The 26,087-nt window shown below is 60.1% G+C and carries 28 protein-coding genes and 2 pseudogenes; 17 read left to right on the plus strand and 13 right to left on the minus strand.

Going from position 1 to position 26,087, the window contains the following annotated elements:
* The first annotated feature begins 220 nt into the window (after positions 1-220).
* Positions 221-988, plus strand: coding sequence for an alpha/beta hydrolase (locus AC6H34_RS30150; protein ID WP_497541361.1), 768 nt, complete (start codon positions 221-223; stop codon positions 986-988).
* A 238-nt stretch (positions 989-1,226) separates the two neighbouring features.
* Complete coding sequence (locus AC6H34_RS30155) at positions 1,227-1,694, plus strand: YHS domain-containing (seleno)protein (RefSeq protein ID WP_497541362.1); 468 nt, start codon at positions 1,227-1,229, stop codon at positions 1,692-1,694.
* A gap of 288 nt (positions 1,695-1,982) precedes the next feature.
* Here the strand turns inward: AC6H34_RS30155 and AC6H34_RS30160 are convergent, their stop codons facing one another.
* Positions 1,983-3,368, minus strand: coding sequence for a hypothetical protein (locus tag AC6H34_RS30160; RefSeq protein ID WP_497541363.1), 1,386 nt, complete (start codon positions 3,366-3,368; stop codon positions 1,983-1,985).
* On the opposite strand from AC6H34_RS30160, the gene AC6H34_RS30165 reads away from it, so the two are divergent.
* From AC6H34_RS30165 to AC6H34_RS30180, 4 genes are read left to right on the plus strand one after another with little or no spacing between them, the layout of a single operon-like run.
* A complete protein-coding gene (locus AC6H34_RS30165; RefSeq protein WP_497541364.1) occupies positions 3,355-3,864 on the plus strand; it encodes a hypothetical protein in 510 nt (169 codons plus the stop codon). The genes AC6H34_RS30160 and AC6H34_RS30165 overlap by 14 nt on opposite strands.
* On the plus strand, positions 3,861-5,486 hold the full coding sequence (locus tag AC6H34_RS30170) for a thiamine pyrophosphate-binding protein (RefSeq protein WP_497541365.1): 1,626 nt from the start codon (positions 3,861-3,863) through the stop codon (positions 5,484-5,486). Before AC6H34_RS30165 ends, AC6H34_RS30170 begins: the two co-directional genes overlap by 4 nt.
* Complete coding sequence (locus AC6H34_RS30175; protein ID WP_497541366.1) at positions 5,470-6,645, plus strand: OpgC family protein; 1,176 nt, start codon at positions 5,470-5,472, stop codon at positions 6,643-6,645. Before AC6H34_RS30170 ends, AC6H34_RS30175 begins: the two co-directional genes overlap by 17 nt.
* Positions 6,642-7,955 carry a CaiB/BaiF CoA transferase family protein gene (locus AC6H34_RS30180; RefSeq protein WP_497541367.1) on the plus strand — a complete coding sequence of 438 codons (1,314 nt, stop codon included), beginning with the start codon at positions 6,642-6,644 and terminating at the stop codon, positions 7,953-7,955. The genes AC6H34_RS30175 and AC6H34_RS30180 overlap by 4 nt, the downstream gene beginning before the upstream one ends.
* A 332-nt stretch (positions 7,956-8,287) precedes the next feature.
* Here AC6H34_RS30180 and AC6H34_RS30185 read toward each other — a convergent pair whose 3' ends face one another.
* The gene (locus tag AC6H34_RS30185; RefSeq protein WP_497541368.1) at positions 8,288-8,953 is read right to left on the minus strand and encodes a peroxiredoxin-like family protein; all 666 of its coding nucleotides are present in this window, start codon (positions 8,951-8,953) and stop codon (positions 8,288-8,290) included.
* 106 nt (positions 8,954-9,059) lie between these two features.
* Between AC6H34_RS30185 and AC6H34_RS30190 the strand changes: the two genes are divergently transcribed.
* From AC6H34_RS30190 to AC6H34_RS30200, 3 genes and pseudogenes are all read left to right on the plus strand, one after another.
* On the plus strand, positions 9,060-9,941 hold the full coding sequence (locus tag AC6H34_RS30190; RefSeq protein ID WP_497541369.1) for a LysR family transcriptional regulator: 882 nt from the start codon (positions 9,060-9,062) through the stop codon (positions 9,939-9,941).
* A 109-nt stretch (positions 9,942-10,050) separates the two neighbouring features.
* Positions 10,051-10,197, plus strand: a pseudogene (locus AC6H34_RS30195) (IS3 family transposase); the annotation flags it as partial.
* 108 nt (positions 10,198-10,305) lie between these two features.
* Positions 10,306-10,431, plus strand: a pseudogene (locus AC6H34_RS30200) (acetamidase/formamidase family protein); the annotation flags it as partial.
* Between the two features lie 377 nt (positions 10,432-10,808).
* Here the strand turns inward: AC6H34_RS30200 and AC6H34_RS30205 are convergent.
* The 9 genes from AC6H34_RS30205 to AC6H34_RS30245 form a co-directional block, all read right to left on the minus strand.
* On the minus strand, positions 10,809-12,944 hold the full coding sequence (locus AC6H34_RS30205; RefSeq protein ID WP_497541370.1) for a protein-disulfide reductase DsbD family protein: 2,136 nt from the start codon (positions 12,942-12,944) through the stop codon (positions 10,809-10,811).
* Positions 12,931-13,626 (minus strand): DUF1223 domain-containing protein, encoded by a 696-nt coding sequence (locus AC6H34_RS30210; RefSeq protein ID WP_497541371.1) that lies wholly within the window; start codon positions 13,624-13,626, stop codon positions 12,931-12,933. Before AC6H34_RS30210 ends, AC6H34_RS30205 begins: the two co-directional genes overlap by 14 nt.
* 258 nt (positions 13,627-13,884) lie before the next feature.
* A complete protein-coding gene (gene msrQ / locus AC6H34_RS30215; RefSeq protein ID WP_497541372.1) occupies positions 13,885-14,553 on the minus strand; it encodes a protein-methionine-sulfoxide reductase heme-binding subunit MsrQ in 669 nt (222 codons plus the stop codon).
* Positions 14,553-15,494, minus strand: a complete 942-nt coding sequence (gene msrP, locus AC6H34_RS30220; protein ID WP_497541373.1) for a protein-methionine-sulfoxide reductase catalytic subunit MsrP — start codon at positions 15,492-15,494, stop codon at positions 14,553-14,555. The genes msrQ and msrP overlap by 1 nt, the downstream gene beginning before the upstream one ends.
* Before the next feature lie 70 nt (positions 15,495-15,564).
* Positions 15,565-16,110, minus strand: coding sequence for a DoxX family protein (locus AC6H34_RS30225; RefSeq protein ID WP_497541374.1), 546 nt, complete (start codon positions 16,108-16,110; stop codon positions 15,565-15,567).
* Entirely contained in the window at positions 16,107-16,913 is an 807-nt protein-coding gene (locus AC6H34_RS30230) for an HvfC/BufC family peptide modification chaperone (RefSeq protein WP_497541375.1), read from the minus strand. Before AC6H34_RS30230 ends, AC6H34_RS30225 begins: the two co-directional genes overlap by 4 nt.
* Positions 16,900-17,826: an MNIO family bufferin maturase gene (bufB, locus tag AC6H34_RS30235; protein WP_497541376.1), complete on the minus strand. Its 927-nt coding sequence runs from the start codon at positions 17,824-17,826 to the stop codon at positions 16,900-16,902. Before bufB ends, AC6H34_RS30230 begins: the two co-directional genes overlap by 14 nt.
* Positions 17,827-17,879: 53 nt before the next feature.
* Positions 17,880-18,185, minus strand: coding sequence for a BufA1 family periplasmic bufferin-type metallophore (locus AC6H34_RS30240; RefSeq protein ID WP_497541377.1), 306 nt, complete (start codon positions 18,183-18,185; stop codon positions 17,880-17,882).
* 301 nt (positions 18,186-18,486) lie between these two features.
* Complete coding sequence (locus tag AC6H34_RS30245) at positions 18,487-18,792, minus strand: BufA1 family periplasmic bufferin-type metallophore (protein WP_497541378.1); 306 nt, start codon at positions 18,790-18,792, stop codon at positions 18,487-18,489.
* Positions 18,793-19,093: 301 nt separating this feature from the next.
* On the opposite strand from AC6H34_RS30245, the gene msrB reads away from it, so the two are divergent.
* From msrB to AC6H34_RS30285, 8 genes are all read left to right on the plus strand, one after another.
* The gene (gene msrB, locus AC6H34_RS30250) at positions 19,094-19,615 is read left to right on the plus strand and encodes a peptide-methionine (R)-S-oxide reductase MsrB (RefSeq protein WP_497541379.1); all 522 of its coding nucleotides are present in this window, start codon (positions 19,094-19,096) and stop codon (positions 19,613-19,615) included.
* An 86-nt stretch (positions 19,616-19,701) separates the two neighbouring features.
* A complete protein-coding gene (locus AC6H34_RS30255; RefSeq protein WP_497541380.1) occupies positions 19,702-20,424 on the plus strand; it encodes an SDR family NAD(P)-dependent oxidoreductase in 723 nt (240 codons plus the stop codon).
* Positions 20,421-20,636 (plus strand): hypothetical protein, encoded by a 216-nt coding sequence (locus AC6H34_RS30260; protein ID WP_497541381.1) that lies wholly within the window; start codon positions 20,421-20,423, stop codon positions 20,634-20,636. Before AC6H34_RS30255 ends, AC6H34_RS30260 begins: the two co-directional genes overlap by 4 nt.
* Positions 20,633-20,803 carry a hypothetical protein gene (locus tag AC6H34_RS30265; RefSeq protein WP_497541505.1) on the plus strand — a complete coding sequence of 57 codons (171 nt, stop codon included), beginning with the start codon at positions 20,633-20,635 and terminating at the stop codon, positions 20,801-20,803. The genes AC6H34_RS30260 and AC6H34_RS30265 overlap by 4 nt, the downstream gene beginning before the upstream one ends.
* Positions 20,800-21,882, plus strand: a complete 1,083-nt coding sequence (locus AC6H34_RS30270; protein ID WP_497541382.1) for a Rieske 2Fe-2S domain-containing protein — start codon at positions 20,800-20,802, stop codon at positions 21,880-21,882. The genes AC6H34_RS30265 and AC6H34_RS30270 overlap by 4 nt, the downstream gene beginning before the upstream one ends.
* A gap of 14 nt (positions 21,883-21,896) precedes the next feature.
* The gene (locus tag AC6H34_RS30275; protein ID WP_497541383.1) at positions 21,897-22,667 is read left to right on the plus strand and encodes a hypothetical protein; all 771 of its coding nucleotides are present in this window, start codon (positions 21,897-21,899) and stop codon (positions 22,665-22,667) included.
* 12 nt (positions 22,668-22,679) lie between these two features.
* On the plus strand, positions 22,680-22,889 hold the full coding sequence (locus tag AC6H34_RS30280) for a hypothetical protein (RefSeq protein WP_497541384.1): 210 nt from the start codon (positions 22,680-22,682) through the stop codon (positions 22,887-22,889).
* A 135-nt stretch (positions 22,890-23,024) separates the two neighbouring features.
* Positions 23,025-23,660, plus strand: coding sequence for an NrsF family protein (locus AC6H34_RS30285; RefSeq protein ID WP_497541385.1), 636 nt, complete (start codon positions 23,025-23,027; stop codon positions 23,658-23,660).
* Positions 23,661-23,718: 58 nt separating this feature from the next.
* On the opposite strand, the gene AC6H34_RS30290 is transcribed toward AC6H34_RS30285, so the two are convergent.
* Together AC6H34_RS30290 and aptA are read right to left on the minus strand one after the other, a co-directional pair.
* Complete coding sequence (locus tag AC6H34_RS30290; RefSeq protein WP_497541386.1) at positions 23,719-24,480, minus strand: haloacid dehalogenase type II; 762 nt, start codon at positions 24,478-24,480, stop codon at positions 23,719-23,721.
* A 155-nt stretch (positions 24,481-24,635) separates the two neighbouring features.
* Positions 24,636-25,961 (minus strand): omega-aminotransferase AptA, encoded by a 1,326-nt coding sequence (gene aptA, locus AC6H34_RS30295; RefSeq protein ID WP_497541387.1) that lies wholly within the window; start codon positions 25,959-25,961, stop codon positions 24,636-24,638.
* Positions 25,962-26,087 lie beyond the last annotated feature (126 nt).

Here is a 26,087-nt window from a genome sequence, read left to right on the forward strand (position 1 = left end):
TCCGCGTCAGTGGGCACGAGGCGAGCTCCCGCAAATGTGTTTGGACGTGCTTTGTCATCTCAGAGGCACCATGTTCTATATCGATCGTTCTAAAACTCAAGAAACGAGACGCGATCGCCGCTCCTCCTCACGTATTTTTTAACTGTCGCCGCATCGGCCACGATCTGAGCACTCACGCATCGCTGCCCAGACGCAATGACCAGCCTCCAAAGGATAGCAAATGCCTCTCAAGACAGCAGTTTCCATTGCCACCTTCACCGGCCTTCTTGTACTTAGCCCGCCGGTGTTGGCTTCAGGTCCTCGCAGCGAGGACGTCACCTTGCACGCCGACGATAACATCTCGGTCTATGGCACATATTATCGGCCCGCCGGGAATGCACGCGCCCTGATCCTTTTATTCCATCAGGCCGGCTCCAACCGTGGTGAATATGCGCCGATCATCCCGCGGCTTACCGCCCTGGGGTTCGACGTGCTTGCCATCGACCAGCGGGCCGGTGGGGCGATGTGGGCGCGTCAGAACCAGACCGTTGCGAGGCAGGGGCAGGCGGCGACTTACAAGGCTGCACTCCAAGATCTCGAGGCTGCTCTCCAGTGGGGCAGGACGCATAATCAGTCGGAACCTGTCATCGCCTGGGGCAGCAGCTACTCGGCCGCCTTGGTTTTCTTGCTCGCCGCCAAGCACCCCGGCGAAGTGAAGGCCTTGATGGCGTTCTCGCCCGGGGAATATCTCGACACCGCTGACGAAGTCCACAGCGCCGCCGCGCATGTGTCGGTTCCGCTGTTCGTGACATCGGCCAGGGATGACGCCGAGATCGCGCAGGCACGGTCGATCCTGGCAGCCTCTCCCTCCGCACAGAAGACCCAATTCGTACCGGCCATATCGGGCGTGCATGGTTCCTCGACCTTGCGGGAAGACGAGAATCCGGACGGCGCCGCCGAGAACTGGGCCGCGGTCAAGGCGTTCCTCGCCTCGCTCAGATTCCAATGAAACAAGGGTGCGGGTGGGCACCGAGCCTCACGTAACGATCACGATGTCGTCAAGGCGTAACGGCGCTTCGCGGTCTCTCGTAGATACCGGTGTGAGGCGGAAATCTGAGCTGGTTCGAGGATACAAATCACAGGGTGGCGCGAACGTCCTCCCTCAATCTTATTTAAAAACCCCTGTAACACTCCTGCTTCGTTCAACGAAGAGGAAGTATCCGCAGCGAAACTATCTGAGGCGTATTATGAAAATCCAAGACAGTATCAAGAATACGACTGGAGCGGCAGTACTCGCTCTGCTTTCTTTGTCATCTGCAGCTTTCGCGGATGAGATCTACTCGACAAACGGTATCGCGATTTCCGGCTACGATCCGATCAGCTATTTTACCGACCACCGTGCCGTGAAAGGATCCGACGCATTTTCGGCGACTTACAGCGGCGCGAAATTCCTGTTTGCCTCGGCCGAGCACCGAGATGCGTTCTTGAAGGATCCCCAGCGCTATTCGCCCCAATATGGCGGCTATTGCGCCTATGGCACGGCTCAGGGTCACAAGGCTTCCACCGATCCGCAGGCCTTCACCGTCATCGGCGACAAGCTCTATCTCAACTACAATCTGGATGTTCTGAAGAAATGGCGGCAGGACCCGGCCGGTTATATCAAGCAGGCCAACCAGAACTGGTCGACCGTCAAGGACGAGAAGTTCGTTCCCTGATTGCGGCACGCCCCCTTACTCCTACCCGCATAGGGTGGATCCCGGTCGTTGATACCGGTGATCCTGTTTGCGCCCGATGCGTTCACGCTTGCGCGTCGATCTGCAGGCTCTGCTCTCTCCGCTCCCGACTTCGTGTCCCTAGGCGCCCCCAACTTCCCACGAACGTGTGACCACGTGTTTTGCGTTCGTGACAACTGCATGTGTTTTATCACGAGTGTTCTAAAAAGACTCGCTCGTGAGGAACACACCAGACTTGGCCGGGCCGCAAAGTCGACCACGACCTTGTCGTCACGAAAGGAACTTCCAATGACCACCGATGCCTATGGCCTTCAGACGAGCGCTGTGGACGCCGCTGCGACGGCCGCATTCGAAGAAGCGGTTTATGGCCTCGCGGCACACCGTCCCTCGACGGGTGCTGCGATCGGGCAGGCGCTTGCCATCGATGCCGATCATGTGTCGGCTTTGGCCCTGAAGGGCTTTGCCAATATGATCCTCGGTCGGGAGGAACTGATCGGCAACGCCGTGGGTGCCCTTGCAGATGCCAGACGAGCCCTGGCCGCCAAGGACGGCGGCACTGCGGATGAACGCATCCTGGTCCAGGCCCTCCAGCACACCACTGCAGGCCAGTTCGCCCGGGCCGCGGACCATCTCGACGCGAACTTTGCCGATCGGCCCGGTCTCTTCCTCCCGTTCAAGATCTCGCATGCCCTGCGCTTCATGCTCGGCGATGCCAAAGGCATGTTGTCGGCTTCCCAGCGCATGATGTCTACCTGGTCCGCCGATCAGCCGGCCGCCGGCTTCCTGCTCGGCTGCCACGCCTTCGCCCTGGAAGAACATGGCCGCTATGACGAGGCGGAGAAATATGGCCGCCTCGCAACCCTGCTGCAGCCGGAGGATTCCTGGGGCTCGCATGCCGTCTCCCATGTCTACGAGATGCGCGGCGATACCCGCTCCGGCATCGACTGGCTGGAGGACAGCCGCAGCGTCTGGTCGCGCTGCAACAATTTCAGCTTCCACATGGCCTGGCACCTGGCCTTGCTCCACCTGGAACTCGGCGATCACGCTCGTGTCCTCGATCTCTACGATAAGGAAATCCGCCCCGAGCCGACCGATGATTTCCGCGATGTCGCCAACGCCGTCTCCCTGCTCTGGCGCCTGGAGCATCTGGGCGTGCATGTCGGCAACCGCTGGCAGGACCTCGCCGAGATCGTACGCCGCCGGCGTACCGACACCACTGTGGTGTTCGCCTCCCTGCATAATCTGATGGGTCTTGTGGCTCTCGGCGACCGCTCGGCGGCAGCAGAACTGCTGATGGCCCTGCAGGTCAAGGCGCAGGGTGACGACGACCAGGCTCGCGTCGCGGCCGAAGTGGGCTTGCCGCTTGCCCGTGCCATCACCGGGTTGGGGTCTGAGCAGGGCATGCTCGACCGTATCGCCCTTGACACGCCTCGCGTCGGCGGCAGCAACGCCCAGCGCGACCTCTTCATCCTGGCTCTGGCTGAGAGCGCCTCGCGGCGCAGCGACTTCGCGGCGCTCGATGAGATCCGCCACGCCCGTCACCGCCTGAAAGCAGATGACAGCCTGATCAACGCCATCGATGCCAGGGTTTCTTCTTCCCACCCCCCCTGCGCGCTTGACACAATCGAATGGAAAATCTCCCATGACCATGGTCAACACTTCCGTCCCGGCTACTCCTTTCCCGGCGATCGGCGATCGCCTTCTTCCCACCATCCTTCTGGCCGGAGCCACGGCCGATCTCACCTGGGAGGTCTGGGCCCGCGGCATCACCCCCTTCTTGGTGGGTGGTCCCCTGGAGCCAGCTGCCCTTGTGCAGTCCGTGTTCGGTTTCCACAATGTGCTGTTGGCCGAGTTGATCCACGCCATCGTCGGCGTGGTGTTTTATCCCATCGGCTATCTCTTCATCGCCCGCCCGCTGCAGCGTCTGATCTTCCCTAGGCTGCCCCTGGTGCTGACGGCTCTGGGCTTCGGCACCGGCCTGTGGATCTTTGCCCTCTATGTGATGGCCCATCTATTTGCAGGCCTGCCGGCCTTTCTCGGCTTCATTCCGCTGACCTGGGCTTCGCTCGCCGGCCATCTGATGTTCGGGCTGATCGTCGCCTTGGTGGTGAAGTACCGCGAGGGCCATGTTCCGGAAAGCATGATGTCATGAGCCGGGTTGCCGACATCATCGCGGCCACGCTCCACGCTCATGGTATCCGGCACGCCTTTGGCATGCCGGGTGGCGAGGTGGTGACCCTCATCGATGGTCTCGAAGCTGCCGGCATCGCCTTCCATCTGGCGCGGCATGAGACAGCTGCGGCCATCATGGCGGCGGGCGCCGCTGTGACCACCAAGACGCCGGGGCTCCTTGTGACAACCGTTGGTCCAGGACTTGCCAATGCCGTCAACGGCATCGCCGACGCCGCGCAAGAGCATGTGCCGCTTATCGTGATTTCGGGGGTCGTCGACCGGCCCACGCGAGCGCGCTACACCCATCAGGTCATCGATCACCAGGCGCTGCTGCGACCATTGGTCAAGGCCAGCTTCGAGATCGAAGCTGAGAGCGCCGGCTCAACCGTGGCGCGGGCACTGTCCCTGGCGCTGACGGAACCGACGGGGCCGGTCCATCTCGATCTGTCACCGGCGACAGCGGCCATGGTGGCTTCCGACCGCCGCGCAGCCGCTCTGCCGAGGCGGCTCACCCTGCAGGCAACGGCCGGAGATACGGGCGTCGGTGAGATTGCCCGATTATTGGCCCAGGCCGACCGTCCGTTGATCCTGGCCGGTTTCGAAGCCGCGCGGGCAGGGGCCAGCACGGCTCTCCTTCAATTCGCCGAGCAGGTCAGCGCGCCGATTGTAACCACCTACAAGGCTAAGGGCATCATACCCGAAGACCATGCCCTGGCGCTTGGAGCGGCCGGGCTCTCGCCCGCGGCGGATGCTATTCTGCTCGACCTCGTTCGCAAGAGTGACCTGCTGCTCTGCATCGGATACGACCCGATCGAGATGCGTTTGGGTTGGCTTGATCCACTGGCGGAGCCGGGAGGGATCATCGAGATATCGGCAGCGCCGGCCGATCATGCCATGCATCACGCCGGGATGCGCCTGATTGCCGACACTGTGTCATCGATCAAGGCTATTTCAGCTACGATCCAGTTTCGTGGCGTACCTGCCCGGAGGGTTTGGCGAGACAACGAGCCGGCGGCTGCCAAAGCCAAGCTTGTGGCGCGTTTTGCCGCACCTGTCGGCTGGGGGCCGCACCGCATCATCGAGGAGCTCAATGCGGCGGCGGGCGATGACGCCGTCGTCACCGTCGACAGCGGCGCCCACCGCATCCTCCTGTCCCAGAAGTGGCGGTCTCGCCGGTCTCTGACGCTCCTGCAATCGGCGGGGTTCTGCACGATGGCTGCCGCCTTGCCGTTGGCTATCGGAACCAAGGTTGCCGCGCCGTCGCGCCGTGTCATCGCGGTGATGGGCGATGGCGGGCTGGAGATGGGCATCGGCGAACTCGCCACACTCCGCGACCTTCGCCTGCCCGTCACCGTCGTGGTCTTCCAGGACCTGAGGCTTTCCCTGATTGCCTTGAAGCAGGCCTCAGCAAAGCTCCGCCCCAGCGGCGTCTGCCTCGGCCAGACCGATTTTGCCGCCGTCGCCAGAGGATTTGGCGGGCATGGTCGCACGGTCGAAACCATCGAGGATCTGCGTGCCGAGCTGACTTCAGCCACGGGCCGCCCCACCTTCACCCTTATCGCCTGCAGGTTCGACGCCGATGCTTATGACAACGCCTTCTGAGTTCCGGCACGCCCAGCCGATCGAGATGAGGCCGCGCAAATCGGCCCGCGATCCCCGGCTGGATTTCTTCCGGGGGCTCGGCATGTTCATAATCCTGACTGCTCACATTCCGGACAATGACTGGATCCTCTGGATCCCGGCCCGTTTCGGCTTTTCCGATGCGACGGAGATGTTCGTATTCCTGTCCGGCATGGCCTCGGCCATTGCCTTCGGACGAGTGTTTGATCGCGATGGCTTCCTGCAAGGCACGTCCCGCGTCGCCAGACGCGTGTGGCAGATTTACTGGATACACGTGGCAGTCTTCGTGGTGATCGCGGCCATGACTGCCGCCGCTGGTATTCGGCCCGATGGCAGCGAGACCTACATACAGGAGCTCAGCATCGACCATTTCTTCGCCGATCCCGGTTCGTTGCTCGGCCGCTTCCTGACGCTGACCTATGTGCCCAACTACTTCGATATCCTGCCTATGTACCTGGTCATCCTGGCCCTGATGCCTGTGGTGTTGCTGATCGAGCGCGCCAGCCGCCTCTTGGCCTTCGCCTTCATCGCCGGCCTGTGGGCGCTTACACAATTCCACCTGCTCGATCTTTCCGCCGAGCCCTGGTCGGATCGCCCGTGGTTCTTCGATCCCTTCGGCTGGCAGCTCCTGTTTTTCGTCGGCTTCTTCTTCATGCGCCGTACGCTGCCGGCTCCCGGCTTCGATCGCCGCCTTCGGCTGGCAGCTGCCTTATTCGTATTGGCATCGGTGCCCTTCGCCTATTTCCGCGTCCTCGAGGCCTCGTCCTTCTTTGGGATCGCGGCCCATGCGCTGATGCCGTTCACCGACAAGACGCATTTCGGCATCCTGCGTCTCCTGCATTTCCTGGCGCTCGCCTATCTCGCCATGCATCTGGTGGGCGAGGGCGGGAGGCGCCTGAAGGGGCTTCTCGTCACTGTGATCTCGAAGGTCGGCCAGCAGACGCTCGCCGTCTTCGTCACCGGCATGGTCACGGCGCAGTTTCTCGGCATCGTGCTCGATCATACCGGCCGCAATACCCTGACTGTCGCTGCCGCCAACCTCTTGGGTTTTGCCGTGCTCACACTGGTTGCTTATACGGTCGCCTGGTTCAAGGAAGCGCAGGCCAAGGCCCCGGCCGCCAAGCAGATGGTGCTGGCATGACAAGCGAACGAAGCCCCGGTAGCCTGGAGGGCCTGCGCATCCTCGACCTCTCGCGCATCCTTGCCGGGCCGACCGCCACGCAGTTGCTAGCGGACCTTGGTGCCGAGGTCATCAAGGTGGAGCGTCCGGGCAGCGGCGACGACACCCGCGGCTGGGGTCCGCCTTTCCTGGCGGACGAACTGGGCGAAGAGTCCGATCTCAGCGCTTATTTCGTCTGCGCCAATCGCAACAAGCGTTCGATCGCCATCGATCTGTCGACCAGCGAGGGCGCGGATCTTGTCAAACGTCTGGTGGCGATCTGCGATGTCGTGGTGGAGAACTACAAGCCCGGCGATCTCGCGCGCCGCGGCCTTGGCTATGAGGATCTTCGCCGCATCAAGGCCGACATCGTCTGGTGCGCGATCTCGGGCTTCGGGCAGACCGGCCCCTATTCTGATCGCATCGGCTACGATTTCCTGATCCAGGCCATGGGCGGCATCATGAGCATCACAGGCGAACCCGATGCTAAGGGCGGCCAGCCGATAAAAGTCGGTGTCGGCATCGCCGACGTGATGTGCGGCATGTACGCCACCGTCGGCATTCTGGCGGCGCTGCGGCACCGCGATCGAGCCGGGGAGGGGCAATATATCGACCTCTCGCTCTACGATACTCAAATCGCCTGGCTGATCAACGCCGCTACGAACTACCTTGTTTCTGGCCGCACCCCCGTACGGCTCGGCAATCGTCATCCCAATATCGCGCCCTACCAGACCTTCCCGACCCAGGACGGGCACATCGTCGTGGCGATTGGCAATGACAGCCAGTTCGAACGTTTCACGCGGGTGATCGGTCGTCCCGACCTCGTTGGCGATGAGCGCTTTCGCCAGGTGCGGGACCGCGTGGTCAACGTCGATGCGCTCGATGAGATCGTCTCCCACCAGATGCGCCGGGGAACTTCCGTCGACTGGTTGGAACGCTTGATCGATGCTGAGTTGCCGGCCGGACCTGTCGCGAACATCGATCAAGTCCTCAACGACCCCCATACCCTTGCGCGGGAAATGGTCGTCACCATGGGGCGAGAGGATGCTCCGCCTATGAGGGTGCTTGGCAATCCGCTCAAGATGTCGGCGACGCCGCCGCGGTTCGAGCGGCCGCCACCGCATCTCGATCAGGACCGCCAAGCCGTACTCGATCTGATCACACAGCAGCCCACCCCGCAAACGGGTTGGTCGAGCCGCACTGACTCGCTTCTGACCTCTGAGCTCGCCAAAAAAGATCGACGCATCCAAGAACTCGAGGCCCGGCTTGCACTCATGATGTCAGCCCAATGAATCAACGAGGAACTCGAGATATGAAAAGCAGACAATGACGTAATTCTCCTTCTCATACAGTGCTCATGCTAGGCGCTTGATCCGTTCTCGATGGCAGGGATTACCTCCGCCCGCAGCCAAATTGAACGGTAAGCTCCAAGCAAGTTCTATATTTTTCCTAGAGTTTATCCATGCACCAGAAATCGAAAAAATTGGATTTTGACTAGATCCATGATTTAGCTTCCATGTTCAAATCCGGATTTCGTCGAGAACACGGCAGCCAACTTAAAGCAAAGCCAGGAAAAGGAGAAGGCTCGTGGCATTTCGGAGTGATGCTGGTGCCTTCTCTAACGTCAGGCGGCATCGGAACGCTGCATCTGATCGATAACTGGCAACACGTCGGATGGCTCTGGTCGGCGCGTATAGTCCGGATTGATCTCGGCGTAACTGATGATCCCGTCGCGGCCGATCACATAGCGCGCTGGCATTGGAAGAGTCCAGCTATCGTCATCGTTGAACAGTTCCAGATTTACACCGAGCTTCAGGTACGTCTGCTTCAGATCGTCCGGCAGTGCCCAACGAATGCCAAAAGCCGCAGCGAGGGCACCGCCTTGATCCCGCAGGATGGGAAAGCCGAGATGGAGAGTCTGTCTTGTTTTCCGACTGTTGACTTCTGTCTGCGGCGAGATCGCCGTGAGTGTCGCGCCACGCGCCTCAATTTGAGGACGTGCTTCTTCAATAGCCTCGAGATCGATATTGCAATAGGGGCACCACATGCCACGATAGAAAGTTAGAATTAGCGGTCCTTTCTCCGTCAGGTCGCCAGAAGATATTGCATTTCCGTCGGCATCGGGCAGCGTGAAGACTGGCGCGCGGTCCCCGGCCTTCAGGGCGCGGTCGACTTGGCCGGAGGCAATGAGCTGTGCCGTCACGCGATGCATGAGTGCAACCACTTCTGGCGGGGCCACCTCGGTTTCGAATTTGGTTCTAAAAGCATCGAGCTTTTCTTGAAGAGACATCTTCATCTCCATCCATAAAATATATGCCGGCTGACTTTGAAAAGATCTATCACTCGGATCCGTTTCACTAGCCAATGGTCCTGAGTAGGAGTTATTCATCCCTGCTATGAATGATCATCTCTCCGCATTGAGGTTGTTTACACGCGTCGCGCGGCGTTCCAGCTTTTCAGGAGGTGGCCGCGAACTCGGCGTTCCCCAATCGACCGTGTCCCGCGTAGTGGCGACGCTGGAGCGGGAGCTCGGAACGGCGCTGTTCACACGCACCACCCGCGCTGTCGTCTTGACGGAGGCAGGCCAGGACTTCCTGGCACGGATTGAGCCGATCCTCGCTGACCTCGAAGAGGCCGAACAAGCGCTGGTGGCACCGAACGCGCTGCGCGGCTTGCTGCGCGTTGGACTTTCCTCGAGCTTCGGAACAAGACAGATTGCTCCGAGGCTGCCCGCCTTCCTGCAACGCCATCCAGCCTTGCGAATCGAGCTTTTGGCGGACGACCGCCGGCAGGATCTGGTAACGGAAGGTGTGGATATCGCGCTCCGTTTCGGCGAATTGCAGGACTCGTTAGCTATTGCGAGGCGCCTTGGCGTCTGGACACGGGTCATTGTTGCCTCGCCCGGTTATCTGCAAAGCGCTGGCCTGCCGCGACAGCCCACCGATCTAGCCAAGCATTCGATCATCCTTGGGCCGTCACCTCTTGGGCGCACATGGTCTTTCCGCAAGGATGGCAAGACGACATCCATGCGAATGGAAGGCCGGCTTGTTGTGACAATGAACGAGATAGCAACCGCAGCGGCCGTTTCCGGCGCCGGCATCGCCTCAATGAGCATCGCTGGCTGCCGCGCTGAACTTGATGATGGCTCTCTGGTCAGAGTGTTGCCCGATTGGGACATGGGGTCAGTCGAAATCTACGCGGTCTTCCCGGCTGGCAGGGCAGCCAAGCCCTCCGCCCGCGCCTTCGCTGACTTCCTTAGAGACGCACTCAAGATTTAAGAAATAATAACATGACTCTCTGAAATTGGGTGGCCGATCAACCGTGGTCTTCCGCCTGAGAAGTGATCCTCCGCAAAGTAGGCCATTCAGCCTGAGAGAAGACGTTGAAATGTGCCAGAAGAGGCACAAGCCCGAAGAGATTGTCGCGAAGTTGCACCATGTCGATGTTCTGTTGTCGCAATGAAGATCGGTATGAGAAGCGGTCCGTTCCATCAACGTGACACAATTCACCTTTTATCGCCGGCGTTGGAGGCAATCGTCTAGCCTGCGCCACCACACGGATCAGCGCCATCATCTCGCCTGGCGATGGCCCACAAGCCCATCGTGCCTCAAGACTTAAACTGAACCACCCTATGGGCGCGGGCTAATTAATGACTATGGCCTAACGTCAACAGCTTCTAACTACATTTTGGGGCAAGTTGTGTATTACGATATCGGGAACGTCTTCGATCCAGCTTATGCAATGGTGTGCCGTGTTTTGGAGAATTAGCTTACGATGCAGCGGGTTTTCATATAGCTACTCTTGAACAAGGTATCTGACTTCTGGTGGCAGAATGTTATTGGTGTAAGGCCCGTTGGGCGCTAGATTATTGCGCTTGCCGGCTTTCTAAGTCGTCATCTAAACTGGGTGGGTCTAGTCGGCACACACCGGCTCTAGGTGCCTGGTGATCTCAGGGGTTTTCTGGGGCCGTTATGTAAACACTGTAGCCACAGCATCGCATTGACGCCGCAATTTAGCCGCCAGCGCCCCGTCCGGGAGATTGTCTTCGATGTCCACGAGAAGCCAGTTGGACCGAGTCCTTCGGGCCCAGCTCCGTGCTCTTCATGGCAACCGTAAAGCCCTCGCGCACAAAAGCCATTGCTGGGCTAATGCAGATCGAAGTTCTTCTTGCCGGCTGCAGCTATTTTTTGTCCGGCGGCGTCAAGCGTATCCAGCAGCGTATTCGGCGTAAGTATCTCGGGGAGCGCTGTGCCCTGCGGTTGGCGCGGTCCATACACGACGTCAAGCGGGATGCCGAAGCGCCCAAAGCTCTGGACGTATGCGGCGATTGTCGGGTTCGGTCTGCTCCAATTCGCTCGTAAACGAACAACGTCCGGTCGCTTGAGGCGAGCATTCAGCTCAGCACTACCGAGCAACGTCAATTCATTGACCTTGCACGTCAAGCACCAACTCGCGGTAACATCGACCCATACAGTTTTTCCGGAAGCGACAAGTGCATCGATGGCGGCGGGATTAAACGATGGTTGGTCATCTGCAGCGGCGGCAGTTTGGCCTAGCCGGGTAGTGGGCGCGACAGATACAACCAGAAGAGTCGTCAAGGCGAGAGATCCTAGTATTACCCCGCCAGGAACTGTCCGGGCCTCGAACCGGTTGCTGCGAGCCATGACGGCTTGAAAGCAGAGCATGCTGGCGAGCAAGCCGGCAACCGTGCCGGCAATGATGTCGTCTGTGACATTCCACAGGATCACCAGGAGCCAAAGCGTTGTTGCGAGCAGCAAAAGTCCCAAACCTTGGCGCAACCGAACCATCCAAGCACCCGGCCGGGGCAACCAGGTCACCAGCCTCGGAGCAACCGCGACGACCATGAACGGCATGGCCATGCCGACCCCCAAACTGAAGAATATAATCAGTATCTCGGCGGCACCTCGGGCGAGGGCAAACCCGACCGCCGTACCGACAAAGGGCGCGGAGCAGGGGGTAGCAAGAATCGTCGCGAAAGCGCCGGCAAGAAAAGCTTCAATGATTGGACCGCGCGCGGCCGTAAGTCCCAATCGAGCGAACACACGCGGCAAACGTATGGGCAGCCACTCAAAAAAGCTGGCCGCGAACAGCGTTGTCACGAGTGCCATACTGGCGAGAAACCAGGGTTGCTGAAACTGAATGCCCCAGCCAAGCGTCGCGCCCGAAAGCTTGAGGCCGACAAGCGCGATCGCCAGAATCAGGAACGATGCCAGAATACCCAGTGTCGTCGCAATCGCTCCATACCTTGCTTCGGCCGGCCGTGCGCCCGCGTGGCGGGCGAGGGCGAACAGCTTGATCGAGAGGATCGGCAAGACGCAGGGCATCAAATTCAAGATCAGTCCGCCGACCAAAGCAAGGGCAACGACTGTCAGAAGCTCTGCGCCGTGGGGAAGCTGTCTTGGCGAGATCTCGGGCCCGGGAAACTCAGCTGATCGGGCGCCATCAACCACGGTCAGCGTGACGGGGCTTTTCTCAGCCGCGCTCGCTGGTAGGGGGATGGTTAGCTTGACCGACTGGCCTTGATTGCCAAGTTGCACTATCGGCGCTGGTGGGAGGCCAATGCCTGATCCCTCGACAAAGAGGTCGGGGGAATGAAAAGGTGCAATTACGCTCTTGAGAGCGACTATCAGTCTCCTGTCCTGCCCGGTTCCTTCAATATGGCTGTCGGTCAGTTCAATACCGGAGGCGGCAAGCGTTCCTGGCAGCACCGATCGCGCGGCGGCAATGTCGGATGCCTCAGGCGAGGCTTCCCCTTGGCCGCCAGGCAGATCCAATGCAAGGATAGCATGTTTCGGCACGCAGATATTGGCGCAAGAGGCATACTCGATCGACATGGCAAGGTGCGTCGACGCGTGCGGGTCAATGAGCAAGAGCCTCACCGGAAGGATGAACTGCCCCTCGTAGATGCTGCTCTGCAACCCGTCGACGACCAAGCGTGAGGGGGCCGGCCAAGACACCACTGCATTCTTTAGATTTTTTGAGGCCGACCAGTTGATGACTGGCGCAATGCCGGCGTCACCGGGTGTACGCCAGTATCCGTGCCATCCCGGCGGGTAGCGAAACTCCACCCCTGCCTGAACAACGTCGCTGTAGACACTGTCCGTTGCGGTCAAGAGACGGACGGATCCGCGCTTGTCGCCAACCCAATCGGTAGCAGCGGCTTGCGCTGAATTCACCACTCCGAAAGCGAATGCCGCGAAGAAGGCAACCTGAATCCAGCGAAAGCAAATCATGGCCACCAGCCGATCACGACGCGTCATTCACGCGGGTTGCGCCGATGATGCCACCGTCTGCATCCTCGATCAGCACGGCCGCCTCCTCGCCAGACGGTTTCGGGCTATTGAGCGTTATGGGAGCACCAGTCCACTGACCGACGGAGCGAATTGAGCGAACGATGTTGGATTCTGTAAGAGTACGGCCGCCATTTTCGCCGCGACCGATCACCGTGGTATGGCGCGCATCATATCCGATCAGGACAACTCGACCGTTGCCGGCGCCAAGCCCTACCGAGATCGACACCGTTCCACCCTTTTGGATCGCAGTAACAGGCGCGGTTGCGGATTGAGCTTGCCTGGCGACATCGATTGCGGCTTCCGCGGTGCGCCGGTCAGACCCGACCAGCCCCGTTCTGCCATCAACTACCATTTCCGGCGTATAGGCAGCATCACCGAACCGCGCCGCATAGTTGGCTTGGCGTTGTGTAGCCGCATCCAGAGAAAACGGGTCTTTCCAACCGAGATCGTTCCAATATGTGACGTGGAAGGCGAGCGGAAGCACATCGTGTCTCTTGCTGGAGAGTTCAGTCAGATAATTGTCCGCCGGCGGACACGACGAGCAGCCTTCTGATGTGAAGAGTTCGATCACCACCGGCCGCTCTGCTGCGTTGGCAAGCGTGGGCACGCTGAGGAGAATGGCGGCTATGGTGAAGTGGCGAGAAAGCATGATGGAACTCCGTTGTTGGGAATACGACTACTGTTCGCCTCCTCTGCATCAAACGTTACAGGCAGGGGATTGGCGCGGGTTCACAAATAAGTCATCAGTGCATGATTGAGATTATGACGATATATTAGTCACTGATTTCAGAATTCGAACGTCGTCATATTTTTTATTTAAGAATAGAAGATAGTATGGAGTCTTAATTCTCTAAATTATTGAGTTAAAAGTCATCTTTATTCATAAAATTGTTGAGTATTGATGTTTTTACCAAAATTGGCGGGCAGTCGCGGCTCTTCGTCCCTTTGGCGTTTTGCTTCCGATCCTCAGCCATACGATGCGGAACCCCAGCACGACCAGAACGACGAGCGCGTAGACCACCGGCTCGACTAGCCACACTTTCTTGATCATGATGAAGTGCAGCGCACCGAGCGCCACCGCTGCATAAGAGAGTTTGTGGAGCCCGTTCCAGGCCTTGCCGCCCATCGTACGGATCGAAAAGTTGTTGGAGGTGACCGCAAGCGGTACCAGCAGCACGAAGGCGGCCATGCCGATGGTGATGTAGGGCCGCCGCAGGATATCCAGCAATGCAGCGCTGACGTCGACGCCGCGGTCGAGCACCACCCATACGCTCAGATGCAGCAGCACGTAGTAGAAGGCAATCAACCCGAAGGCGCGGCGATAACGTAGCAGGTTGACCTTGAAGAGCTGGCGCAGGGGTGTGATGCACAAGGTGGCGATCAGGAAGCGAAGCGCCCACAGCCCGAGGCCCCATTCGAGCTGCGCCACCGGATCGGCACCGATCCGGCCGGTTAACGCGAGATAGAACAGCCAAACCGCCGGAAGCAGGCCTACAATATAGACCAGGATGCGGGGGACGTTCGGCACTACCAAACGCAGCGCGGATCCCGCGCCGGGGGCAGGGCTCGTGCTCATCAGAAGTTCACCCTCAAGTCCATGCCTCTATAAAGCGAGGCAACCTGTTCGGCGTAGCCATTGAACATCAGGGTCGGCTTCCGGCCGGCAAGCAGGCCGGCGCCGATGACGCGCTCGGCCGCCTGGCTCCAGCGTGGATGATCGACCTTGGGATTTACATTGGAATAGAAGCCGTATTCCTGGGAATTCTCCTGGTTCCATGAGGTCTGCGGCTGCTTCTCCACCAGGCTGATGCGCACGATCGACTTGATGCTCTTGAAGCCGTATTTCCAGGGCACGACGAGACGGATCGGCGCGCCGTTCTGGCCGAGCAGGGTTTGGCCGTAGAGGCCCGTCGACAGAATGGCGAGCGGATTCATCGCTTCGTCCAATCGCAGCCCTTCGACATAGGGCCAGGTCAAGGCCGGAAAATAGGCCGCCTGCCCTGGCATCTCGGAAGGACGCACCAGGGTCTCGAACGCGACATATTTGGCGCTGCCCTGCGGATCGGCGCGCTTGATCACATCGGCGAGCGGAAAGCCGAGCCACGGGATCACCATCGACCATGCCTCCACACAGCGGTGGCGATAAATTCGCTCCTCGATGGTGAAGGGCTTGACGAAATCCTCGAGCGCGAAGGTGCCGGGCCTATTGACGAGACCATCGACCTTGATCGTCCAGGGCGCCAGGGTCAGCTTGCCGGCATAGGTAGCGGGATCATCCTTGTCAGTACCGAACTCGTAGAAATTGTTATAGTTGGTGATGTTCTCGAAGCTGGTAAGCTTATCGTTGGTGGAGAACGGGCTCTTGACGCCCGCCAGGGGCGTCGCATCGGCGACGCGCGACAACGCAGCGTTGATGGTGACGCCGGCACTGCCGATTAGCAAATTCCGACGGTTGATATAGGTTTGCCTCGGCGTCACATGCGCTTCGGTGAGATCGGGAGCGTGGCGGATGAGCATGAATTCCTCTGCTATATATTGGCCGTCTATTCGGGAGATCTGCCCGCGATCATGTCGGTCCAGAAGTGGTTCAGTTACGAACGCCTTTGCTGGTTCGATCGAGCGATCCCGGAAGTCCGAGAAATGAGCGAATAGCGTGATCGATCGATAGCCTTCCCGGACCCCATGCCATGAGGCTGAGCGCCATCGCCGCCCATGTGATGTGGATAGGCCAGCCATCGGGCACGGTCAGCTCGACGATCAAGGTCATGAAGAGCAAACCTAACGCGGCAAAGCGCGTGGCGAACCCCAACACCAGCAAGATCGGCAAGATGATCTCCCCGCAGCCGGAAAGGAAGGCCACCACAGTTGGCGCCGGAAACGGGTAGGGACCGCCCGGCAGATGCAGCATGAACTCGTCCGTGAACAAATCGACGGCCGTATCGCTGAGTTGCAGGAAGCCATCCCACTTCAATACGCCGGAGCGCCAAAAGGGCACGGCGAGCGCAAAGCGCATCACGAACTGGACAATGGAAGGTTGCGCAACAATCTGGATCAAGGAACTTGCCTTGCTGGCAAGAAAGGCAAGCTGCCGAATCCTGTCACTGACGGTGTTCTGGTTGACTGTCGTCGTCATTGTCCGTCTCCGAGATTGATGGTCATGAAGGCGCCAGCCTCGATCATCCCGCTGATGCTGGCCGGGATATCGAACGAGGGCTCCGCCTCGAGAGCGGCGGCTACAGCGACGCCCAAAGGGTCTCCTCCGGCGAGATGTGTCAGGAACGTCGCGCCGCCGGCTGGCAGATGCCGGACGACGACATCGAGATCAGGCCTGGTGATGAGCGCATCCTCCGGGACGATGGCTTCGATCATTCCGACCGGCTGCTCGCTGCGATTGGCCGCAAAGATCGTCACCGCGGGAAATTGCGAGCGCACGATCCGAGTGGCGGGATGCGGCGTGAAGACGACTTCGGCCAACCGTTCCGGCGGAACCACAGCCAAAGCTTCGGGCGCGAGTGGCTGCGCATCCGCCGCGTGATAGGCATCGAGCCATGCCCGCTCGATCCGAGCGGTGTCGGCGAGATACGGCATCGATTGCGCATACTGATACTGCTCAACGAAAGCAGGAAAGTCGCGGCCATATTCGAACAAAAGGGGCGATATCGGCGGCGTGGCGCGGATATGAAAGCGCGCCATAGCGCGGAAGAACTCCACACCCGTGATACGCTGCACGGCAGGATAGATCGACGCCAGCGCATCGATCAGGCTGACGGTGACATTGTTGCGGTAGACGTTGTAGCGCTTGACCGCCCCTTTGCCTTTCGGCCCGGCTAGCATCCCGGGTGTTGCCTGCTCGGGATCAATGAGGCCGTACGAGAACTCCACCGGAAAGGAAAGCCGGTTCGCATTGCCAACGGACTCTTGTTCACGCAGCGACATGGCGATCCCCTGGCAAGAAAGCGGATTTGTAGCGGTCAAGGATGGTTCGCGCCGCGTGCGCCTCTGCCAGGAGCACGGGCCATTCGGGAATGCTGCTATCCCATTCGACAAGCGTTGGAACGGGACCGCGCTGGCTGACCACGATCTCGAAGAGCTTCCACACCGCATCGGCGACCGGGCCGTCATGGCTATCGATAAGCAGGAGCTCTCCTTCATCGTCGGCCTGTTCAGCGTGACCGGCGAGATGAATCTCACCCACCGAGGCAAGCGGGAAATCGGACAGATAGTCGAGTGCCGAAAAGCCCTGATTGGTCGCGGAAACGAAGACATTGTTGATATCGAGCAGGAGTCCGCATCCCGTGCGTCGTGCGATCGCGCGGATGAAATCGGGCTCGCTCAGCGTGGATTCGCGGAACGCCACATAGGTCGAAGGATTTTCGAGCAGGATCGGGCGGCGGATCTCTTCCTGCACCTGGTCGATGTGGTCGCAGACCCGAGCGAGCGTCGCCTCGGTGTAGGGCAAGGGCAGAAGGTCATTGAAGAAGGTCGTCTCGTGCGTCGACCAGGCAAGATGCTCGGAAACCAAGGCCGGCTCATAGCGCTCGACCAGAGAGCGGAAACGCTCCAGATGCGTCCTGTCGAGCGGCTGCGGACCGCCTATAGACATGCAAACGCCGTGCAGTGATACCGGATTGTCGCGACGGACTTGCTCAAGGGCGCGATGGGGCGGACCACCCTTGCCCATATAGTTCTCGGCGTGAACCTCGAAGAAGCCGTCTTGCTTGCCTCCGGCCAGGATCGCGGACAAGTGGTCGTGTTTGAAGCTTGTCCCGGCAAGACCTGCAACAGGATGCGCCGGAAAGCGGAGAGGGATCGCCATGCCGGAGGTGGCTGGCTTGGTCATTGGGTTCATCGTTGTCTCCGCTTTCCGGCGTCTAGGGTGTCGCTACGAGATCGCGCCGCCCGTCAGGACGCGGTCAGAGAACCATGCTTGCCGTTCGGCAAGACGATGCTGGTGCAGGTGCCGCCCTGCACGAACTTCCAGGAATTGGCCTGGAAATCGACCGTCGAAGTGCCCTGGCAGCTCGTGCCCGGCCCGGCCGCACAATCGTTCTGGCCCTTCAGAGCGACGCCAAAGCATTTTTCCTTGTGAGCGGCGACCGCCGCGTCACCCTCAGCTTTCGTCAGGGGGGCGGCGAAGGCGATCGAGGCCAAGGCCGTCGTCACGGCGCCGGCGAGGATGGCCGAGCTCACGATTGTTTTTACAGACATGACGTTCTCCAAATTGGGTTTTGTTGCACCTAGTTAGCGGGTGCACTGACGCTTACGGGTGTGGCGAAACAATCGTTACGGCTGCCGTTTCTCACGAGTCCGTGATTGTCATCCCACGCAGTTCGCCCCAAGAGGCTTTGGCATAAGTTGTCGTGCAGACAGTACCCCGGACTGCCCGGGTGGATATTCAAGCAGATACGCCGGAAAGCTGCGATAATCGCCGAGACAAAAGACCGATGGTCTGCCATGGGGTTAGTGCACTCCCCGCTTTCCGGCGTCTTCCGCACGCCTAAAGTTCGGCTCAGACGGGCTTCAGCGAGCCGTGGCCGCCGTTGGGCAGGACGATGCTGGTACACGTGCCGTGCTGCACAAACTTCCAGGAGTTGCGCTGGAAATCGACCGTCGAGGTCCCCTGGCAGCTCGTGCCGGGGCCAGCGGCGCAGTCGTTTTGGCCCTTGAGGGCGACGCCGAAGCACTTCTCCTTGTGCGCGGCCACGGCGGCCTTTGCCTCGGCCTTTGTCAACGGTGCCGCACCGGCCATGGACGCAAGTGCCGTCGTCACAGCGCCGGCGAGCAGGACCGAACTCACAGCGGATTTCACAAACATATATTTTCTCCAGGTTGGAACTTCTTCGCGCCGCTTGTTGAGCGCATCGGTCCTTTCGCTTGCTGGAAGAAGATCGTTACTGTTCGCCGCTCTCACTAAGCCGTGATCAACTCAATAACTCGCCATACCTTCCATGACGGCGTGGTCGATCGCATGGCAGCCGGGAGGACCGGCCTCGCCTCAGCGTGACACTCTTGGAGGGCGTTCACTCACGCGTGATGCGTTGCGCTGTAACGCGCCCTCGTCTTTGTACGAAACGGGGACAGGACGGCGCATTGCCGTCCATGCGGAGATGGAAATCATGATGATGAGACGTTTGCTGGTGACGACCGGGCCGCTTGCTCTACTGGCCGTGCTTGGAGCCCGTTGTCTTGGTTCGTTTGGCTCGGCGCAAGCCGCCGGCTCCATGCCGGCAATGGCCGAGGGCAAGTTTGCCGTTAGCCATAGCGACGCCGAGTGGCATAAGCTGCTGACCGCAGACCAATATGCGGTGCTTCGCGAGGCCGCGACCGAGTATCCCTATTCGAGCCCATTGCTGCATGAAGAGCGCAAGGGCGTCTTCGCCTGCGCCGGCTGCAGTCAGAACGCCTTCTCCTCCACCACCAAATTCGACAGTGGCACGGGCTGGCCGAGCTTCTGGGCGCCGATCGAAAGTGCTGTCGGAACCTCGCGGGACACCTCGTTGGGCATGATCCGGACCGCTGTGCATTGCAGCAACTGCGGCGGCCATCTGGGGCATGTCTTCAACGATGGCCCTGCGCCGACAGGGGAGCGTTACTGCATGAACGGCGTGGCGATGAACTTCAAGACGGTTTCAACTTGATAGATGCAGGGCATAGCGCGAGGGCGTTCTCCGACGCTCGCTATGTCGCTTGAAGCCGGGCATTGGATAGATGAGGATCGAAATCCGTGAAAAGCTATAACATCGCGATGATTACGGGCGCCGGTGGAAATCTTGGCAGCGCGGTTGCCGTCGAATTGGCGCGGAGCGGCGCGAGCCTAGCCTGTATCGATCGCTCCGCCGAGGCTATCGAAAGGCTGGCGGGGCAACTGCCCCCCGGCACCAAACTCCTTCCGATCACCGGCATCGATCTTAGCGAACATGAAGCCTGCGTTGCGGCCGTTGAGCAGGTGAAGGAGCGCTTCGGTGGTGTCGACGCCCTTGTCAACACGGTCGGTGGTTTCCAGGTTGGTCCCTTTGCCACTGAGGCGTTGCGGCAGTGGGATCTGATGATGAACCTGAATGCGAGAACCGCCTTGGCCGTTAGCGCGGCAGTATTGCCGGCGATGCAAGCGGCAGGCTATGGGCGCATCGTTCATATCGCGGCGGCACCCGGCCTGAAGGCGACCGCCGGCCAGGCCGCCTATGCGGCTTCCAAGGCCGCCGTGATCCGGCTCACCGAGACGATCGCCGCCGAATATCGCGCCGACGGCATCACAGCCAATTGCATCCTGCCCGGCACCATCGACACGCCTCAGAACCGGGCAGCGATGCCCAACGCCAAGAAGGACAGCTGGGTGTCGCCGCAAGCCATCGCCCGCCTGATTGCCTTCCTCGTCTCACCGGCCGCCGCCGTGGTCACCGGCGGCGCCATTCCCGCGACTGGTCTTGATCGCGAGGCAGCAGCATGATCGATCCGTCCGATCCCATCCAACTCGCACTCGGCGTCTGGGGCTTCGTCGGCCTTGTTTTCGCGGTCGCGTTTCTCCTTTTGGGATTCGACAAGGTCGATGAGGCCGCCCATGGCGCTTATGCCGTTCGGCCGCTCCTCATTCCCGGCCTCGTCCTGCTTTGGCCCCTGGTGATCTGGCGTTGGGTTGCGTTGTCGAAGCGGGGGCCTTGACCATGCAGCGCGCCCACAGAAAAGCCCACGCGACTATCTGGCTCGGCCTCGTTATTCTTCTCCCGGTCGCTCTTGCGATCATTTTCATGAGCCAGCCCAAGCTTGCGCGGGACGCTCCTGCGATCCGGCTGGATGCTGTTCTGGGCGGCAAGGACGCCACACCATGAGCGTCTCCTACAAACCGGTGATCTGGAACCGTACCAAGCTCATCTATGATGGCTTCCTGCTCTGCGGCGTCGTCCTCTACATCCTGGTGTTCCTCAAGCTGGCACCGCTGTTCTTCGTCCCCGACCAGGCGCCTGACCTGCCAACCTTGCGCATGCGCGGCTTCGGATCGCTCGCCTTTCTGCTGCTGACGGTCGTGCTCGCCATCGGTCCTCTGGCGCGGCTCGACACCCGCTTCCTGCCGCTGCTTTATAACCGGCGGCATTTCGGCGTGGTCACGGCCATCGTGGCCGCCACCCACGCGATGTTCGTGCTGAACTGGTATTTTTCCTACAGCCCCACGCCGGTACTTTGGGCGCTGTTCACTAGCAATACCGGCTTCGACCGGGTAGCTGGGTTTCCCTTCGAACTGTTCGGCATCTTTGCCCTTCTCGTCCTCGCCGTCTTGGCGGTGACGAGCCATGATTTCTGGCTTTCGTTCCTGACACCGCCCGTGTGGAAGGCCATCCACATGAGCGTTTATTTCGCCTACGCGGCCGTTGTCCTGCATGTGACGCTGGGGGTGCTGGTAACGGGACAGAACCTGCTTTTGACCGTCTGTGTCGGCGCAAGTCTTGCCCTGCTATGCAGCCTTCATCTCCTGGTGGGCCGTCGTGAACGCACCGCCGATCGCGCCGGTTCGCCGACCGCGCCCGAGCCCGGCTGGATCGTCGTTGGAGACGTATCCGAGATTCCCGAAGGTAGGGCTCTCATCGGCGCCGCACCCAATGGTGAGCGCATTGCCGTCTTTCGTTCCAAGGGTCGGCTCTCCGCCCTCTCCAATGTCTGCTCCCACCAGAACGGACCGGTCGGGGAGGGCAAGGTCGTGCTTGGTTTCGTGACATGTCCCTGGCACGGCTACCAGTACCGCCTCGACGACGGATGTTCTCCGCCGCCCTTCAAGGAGAGGATCCGCAAATACCGCGTCGCCCTAGCTGGTAGCCAGGTTCACGTCGAGACGAACCCCGTCCCCCTCGGCACGAAGATCGAACCGGTAATCATCCCCGAGGCCCTTCTCGCCGCCATCGGTGCCACTCCCTAAGCCGTGAGGCCCTCATGACATTGCACACACCCGATCCCGGATTCTTCGTCGGCTATTTCAGGAAGGTGCCGCCGGCCATCCGGACCTTCATGTTGGTGTTCGGCGTTTTCTTCGTCTCCGGCCTCGCTTCGGCATCTCTTGTGTTAGCCCTTGCCGCCAGGAGCCCGGGATCGGGAAACTACGTCGATGAACTCCACGGCGGGCATCTCACCGGCTTCCTCGAAACGCGGCCCTATCCGATCCTCCGCGTGCCGGCGACCGCCGCGACGCCCGCGAGGGCCATTATGCTTTCGGGCGCGGGAAAGTTCGGTGTTGACGAGATCGCGGACCCATTGAGCGGTAGGCTGATCGACGCGGGTGGTGTCTTCGTCAAAAGGGGTGACCTCGATATGCTGCTCGCCGGCGGCCCGGCCACGTTGCACGCTGCGGCGATTGCGACGGCGGGCGCAACGACCCCCGCTGCCGCCGAGCCGCTTGGGCACTGGCGTCTGACGGGGGAGATCTGCGACGGCAAATGCTACGGTGGGGCCATGCGTCCGGGCGGCGAACTGGCCCACAAGGCCTGCGCGAATCTTTGCATCTCCGGGCATGTTCCGCCGGTTTTCGTTTCGACCGCGCCGGTCGACGGCCACATTTTCTTCCTGCTCGCCAGTTCCGATGGCGGTCCGATGCCGGCAGCATTGAAGGACCGAACCGCCGTGCGTATCCAACTCGACGGCGTCATCGAGCGTCGCGACAATCTTCTCATCTTCAAGATTGATCCTTCCTCGGTTAAGGCTGGATAGATGAGTGAAGGAGTGCCTGTTCCGTCCCCGTCTCGCTATGCCGGCTTTCTCCTGGTTCTGCTTGCGGCACTGATCTTGATTTTGGCCTGGCTCTATCTCCTGCCTATCCTCGATGGAACGATGGTGGACGAGCTGAAATATGTCCTCTACGCCGCCTTTGCCGTTGGAGTTCTTTCGGCCTTCCATTGGTTCGAAGAAAAGCTCTTTTCTTCTACCAGCTAAGCGGGCACCAAGAAAGTTTTCAGTTCCAATATTGGCGTTTCTGTAACACAAGACTCTATTGCAACGAAGTAATCTACTGAAAACGTACTCTATGCGGCTGCCGAGCGTCTGAATGGCTGGGCCGGGAGATCTGATATGAATACAGACGAACTTATTCATATATTAGAGCAAGACGCGCAAGTGCCATGGCCTTACAAGCAGGTCGTTCGCGTCGCAATTGTGGCCGGAATTGTCCTGGCTGGTGGCATGTTCTTCGCGATCATTGGGCCCAGGCCCGATATTGAGCAAGCATCCGAAAGCATTCGCTTTCTATTCAAGTTTGTCGTGACGCTGACCCTGGCTGGAACGGCCTTGGTGGTGGCGTTCCGTTTTGGTCGGCCCGGCGTGCCGCTGGGGCCTTGGAAATGGCTCTTGCTGGCGGCGCCACTCCTTCTGGGATCGGCTGTCGTGCTTGAGCTTCTCGCCATGCCGCCGGTCACCTGGATGAGTAGGCTGATCGGGACGAACTCCCGCGTATGCCTGACCGTGATTCCATCTCTGTCGATGCTGCCCTTGGCGTGCCTGCTGCTGGCGTTTCGGCAAGGAGCGCCGGCAAACCCCCGACTATCGGGTGCGCTTGCCGGTTTGGTCGCAAGCGGCATCGCTGGTACTTTCTATGCTGCCAATTGCATCGACGACAGCCCGCTCTTCGTGGCGACGTGGTATCCCTTGGCCACGAGCGTGGTCGTACTCGTCGGCTCCTGGGCGGGATCGACGTTGCTGCGCTGGTAGCTGTCACAGAGGGCTTGCCAGAGACGACTTTCAGCTGCCGCCGGGCTCCAACAAACTATCAAGCCGTCGGATCGGCGGCGGAAATGTTAGCAGCCACGATGTTTGCGACGTCGAGCAACGATGTGCAGATGAAGTCTGGTTGCCCTGCATATAAATCCGCCTGAGATCTGACGGCGAGAAACGCCGCTTCGGAGGGGATTGGAGCGGACTCCAAAAGAACCCTTTGAAGTGCGACGGAAGATGTTCGCTCTATGCGAATGGTTGGCAGGCCGAAGTTTCTTGCGCCTGCCAGATCAAAGCCATTTGAGGATACGAGAGCGACTTCGTGCGGCAACAGTTCCAGTCGGGTGACGGCCGCACGATAGATCTCGGGATGAGGTTTGTAGCGGCGGACATCATCCGAACAGATGATATGTTCGAAAACCGAATTCAGTCCCGCATGCTCCAAGAGCGCCGCCAGCATGGCGCTGCTGCCGTTTGAGAGCAGCGCAAGACGTTGGCTGCACAGGCTAGCAAGAGCTTCGGCGGTGTTCGCATAGAGATCCAGTTGGTTGAAGGATTCGGACAGTGCTTCAACCAGCTGCGCATCCACGTTGGGTGTAATTGTCCTGACGGCGTAGTCGAGGGCATCTCGCGTCAGGGCTGCGAAATCCGTAAAATTACCCATCGCCGTGCGTTGCCAGGTATATTCGAGCTGCTTCTGGCGCCAGATATCGGTGATGAATATACCGCGGCCTGGATAAGCAGATTCGACCGAGCGCCAAACAGATTGCGTATCGAACAGCGTGCCATAGGCGTCAAAGACCAAGGCCTTTATCATTTGTATTTCCTACTATCCGCGGATGAGTTCGACTCGGATCCGCAATACCGGAGAGTCGATGAACCTGCGCTTCAAATGGACGCATTCAGGCTCCCGGCTGGTGAAATTGAGATCATAGGGCCTTTATCAGCGGTGATTGGTCTCCCACACCGTTCTTAGGCGGATGCCTCCAACACGTCGGCGAGAATACTGACCAGTTCGTCGATTTGCGCCCTGGAGACGATCAGCGGCGGCGACAGGGCGATGATATCGCCGGTGGTGCGGATGAGCAGCCCCTTCTCATAGGCCTTGAGGAAGGCAGTGAAGGCACGCTTGGTCGGCTGTCCCTGGATCGGCTCGAGTTCGATGGCGCCGATCAGGCCGAGATTACGGACGTCGATGACGTGAGGCAGGTCCTTGAGCGAATGCATCGCATCGGCCCAATAGGGCGCGAGTTCGGCGGCCCGCGTGAGCAGCCCTTCTTCCTGGTAGGTATCGAGCGTCCCGAGCGCCGCGGCGCACGCGATCGGATTGGCCGAATAGGTGTAGCCGTGGAAGAACTCGATCAGATGATCGGGGCCCTGCATGAAGGTGTCGTAGATGTGCTTCTTCACGAACATGGCGCCCATCGGGATGACGCCCGACGTGATGCCCTTCGCCACGGTCATGATGTCGGGCGTGACGCCGAAGTAATCGGCGGCGAAAGGCGTCCCGAGGCGCCCGAAGCCCGTGATGACCTCGTCAAAGATCAGCAGGATGCCGTGCTTGTCGCAGATGGCGCGGATGCGCTCGAGATAACCCTTCGGCGGGATCAGCACGCCCGTGGAGCCGGCGACGGGCTCGACGATCACGGCCGCGATGGTGGAGGCGTCGTGCAGCGCGATCACGCGCTCGAGGTCCTCGGCATATTCGACGCCGAATTCGGGTTGCTCGCGTGAGAAGGCGTTCCGCGACGGGTCATGCGTATGGCGGATGTGATCGACGCCGGTGAGCAGCGTGCCGAAGGTCTTGCGATTGGAGACGATGCCGCCCACGGAAATGCCGCCGAAACCGGAACCGTGATAGCCGCGCTCGCGGCCGATCAGGCGGAAGCGCGAGCCCTCCCCCTTGGCGCGATGGTAGGCAAGAGCTGTCTTCAAGGCCGTGTCGACGGCCTCGGACCCGGAATTGGCGAAGAAGACGTGATCCATGCCGGCAGGCGTAAGCTGAACCAGGCGGGAGGCCAGTTCGAAAGCCTTGGGATGGCCCATCTGGAAAGCCGGTGCGTAATCGAGCTCCGCCGCCTGCTGTTGAATGGCCTCGACGATCTTGGGCCTGCCGTGACCCGCGTTGCAACACCACAAACCCGCGGTACCGTCCAGCACCGAACGACCATCGGTCGTGGTATAATGCATGTCCTTGGCGGATACGAACATGCGCGGATTGGCCTTGAACTGTCTGTTGGCCGTATATGGCATCCAGAAAGCCTCAAGATTGTTGGTCACGCGGGCAAGCACGTTCACGGGACTATCTCCACTGGCTCAGATAAGGCGTCGAGTTCCACGCAAGGGGACTCGCACTCTGTTTTTAGAACGATCGACATAAAATGCCTAGGATAGAAAGGGGGAAACTCGACGTGGAACCGAGCC

The organism is Labrys sp. ALF-8, assembly GCF_059699065.1.

What these genes read in the sequence shown, in the direction of transcription:
- AC6H34_RS30270 (WP_497541382.1), top strand. Translation starts at nt 20,800, where the DNA reads ATGAGCGTCTCCTACAAACCGGTGATCTGGAACCGTACCAAGCTCATC.
- msrQ (WP_497541372.1), bottom strand. Translation starts at nt 14,553, where the DNA reads ATGAGCACGAGCCCTGCCCCCGGCGCGGGATCCGCGCTGCGTTTGGTA.
- AC6H34_RS30180 (WP_497541367.1), top strand. Translation starts at nt 6,642, where the DNA reads ATGACAAGCGAACGAAGCCCCGGTAGCCTGGAGGGCCTGCGCATCCTC.
- AC6H34_RS30155 (WP_497541362.1), top strand. Translation starts at nt 1,227, where the DNA reads ATGAAAATCCAAGACAGTATCAAGAATACGACTGGAGCGGCAGTACTC.
- AC6H34_RS30240 (WP_497541377.1), bottom strand. Translation starts at nt 18,185, where the DNA reads ATGTCTGTAAAAACAATCGTGAGCTCGGCCATCCTCGCCGGCGCCGTG.
- AC6H34_RS30165 (WP_497541364.1), top strand. Translation starts at nt 3,355, where the DNA reads ATGACCATGGTCAACACTTCCGTCCCGGCTACTCCTTTCCCGGCGATC.
- AC6H34_RS30225 (WP_497541374.1), bottom strand. Translation starts at nt 16,110, where the DNA reads ATGACGACGACAGTCAACCAGAACACCGTCAGTGACAGGATTCGGCAG.
- AC6H34_RS30245 (WP_497541378.1), bottom strand. Translation starts at nt 18,792, where the DNA reads ATGTTTGTGAAATCCGCTGTGAGTTCGGTCCTGCTCGCCGGCGCTGTG.
- AC6H34_RS30210 (WP_497541371.1), bottom strand. Translation starts at nt 13,626, where the DNA reads ATGCTTTCTCGCCACTTCACCATAGCCGCCATTCTCCTCAGCGTGCCC.
- AC6H34_RS30150 (WP_497541361.1), top strand. Translation starts at nt 221, where the DNA reads ATGCCTCTCAAGACAGCAGTTTCCATTGCCACCTTCACCGGCCTTCTT.
- AC6H34_RS30175 (WP_497541366.1), top strand. Translation starts at nt 5,470, where the DNA reads ATGACAACGCCTTCTGAGTTCCGGCACGCCCAGCCGATCGAGATGAGG.
- msrB (WP_497541379.1), top strand. Translation starts at nt 19,094, where the DNA reads ATGATGATGAGACGTTTGCTGGTGACGACCGGGCCGCTTGCTCTACTG.
- AC6H34_RS30290 (WP_497541386.1), bottom strand. Translation starts at nt 24,480, where the DNA reads ATGATAAAGGCCTTGGTCTTTGACGCCTATGGCACGCTGTTCGATACG.
- bufB (WP_497541376.1), bottom strand. Translation starts at nt 17,826, where the DNA reads ATGAACCCAATGACCAAGCCAGCCACCTCCGGCATGGCGATCCCTCTC.
- AC6H34_RS30285 (WP_497541385.1), top strand. Translation starts at nt 23,025, where the DNA reads ATGAATACAGACGAACTTATTCATATATTAGAGCAAGACGCGCAAGTG.
- AC6H34_RS30230 (WP_497541375.1), bottom strand. Translation starts at nt 16,913, where the DNA reads ATGTCGCTGCGTGAACAAGAGTCCGTTGGCAATGCGAACCGGCTTTCC.
- AC6H34_RS30185 (WP_497541368.1), bottom strand. Translation starts at nt 8,953, where the DNA reads ATGTCTCTTCAAGAAAAGCTCGATGCTTTTAGAACCAAATTCGAAACC.
- AC6H34_RS30190 (WP_497541369.1), top strand. Translation starts at nt 9,060, where the DNA reads ATGAATGATCATCTCTCCGCATTGAGGTTGTTTACACGCGTCGCGCGG.
- AC6H34_RS30170 (WP_497541365.1), top strand. Translation starts at nt 3,861, where the DNA reads ATGAGCCGGGTTGCCGACATCATCGCGGCCACGCTCCACGCTCATGGT.
- AC6H34_RS30205 (WP_497541370.1), bottom strand. Translation starts at nt 12,944, where the DNA reads ATGACGCGTCGTGATCGGCTGGTGGCCATGATTTGCTTTCGCTGGATT.
- AC6H34_RS30275 (WP_497541383.1), top strand. Translation starts at nt 21,897, where the DNA reads ATGACATTGCACACACCCGATCCCGGATTCTTCGTCGGCTATTTCAGG.
- msrP (WP_497541373.1), bottom strand. Translation starts at nt 15,494, where the DNA reads ATGCTCATCCGCCACGCTCCCGATCTCACCGAAGCGCATGTGACGCCG.
- AC6H34_RS30260 (WP_497541381.1), top strand. Translation starts at nt 20,421, where the DNA reads ATGATCGATCCGTCCGATCCCATCCAACTCGCACTCGGCGTCTGGGGC.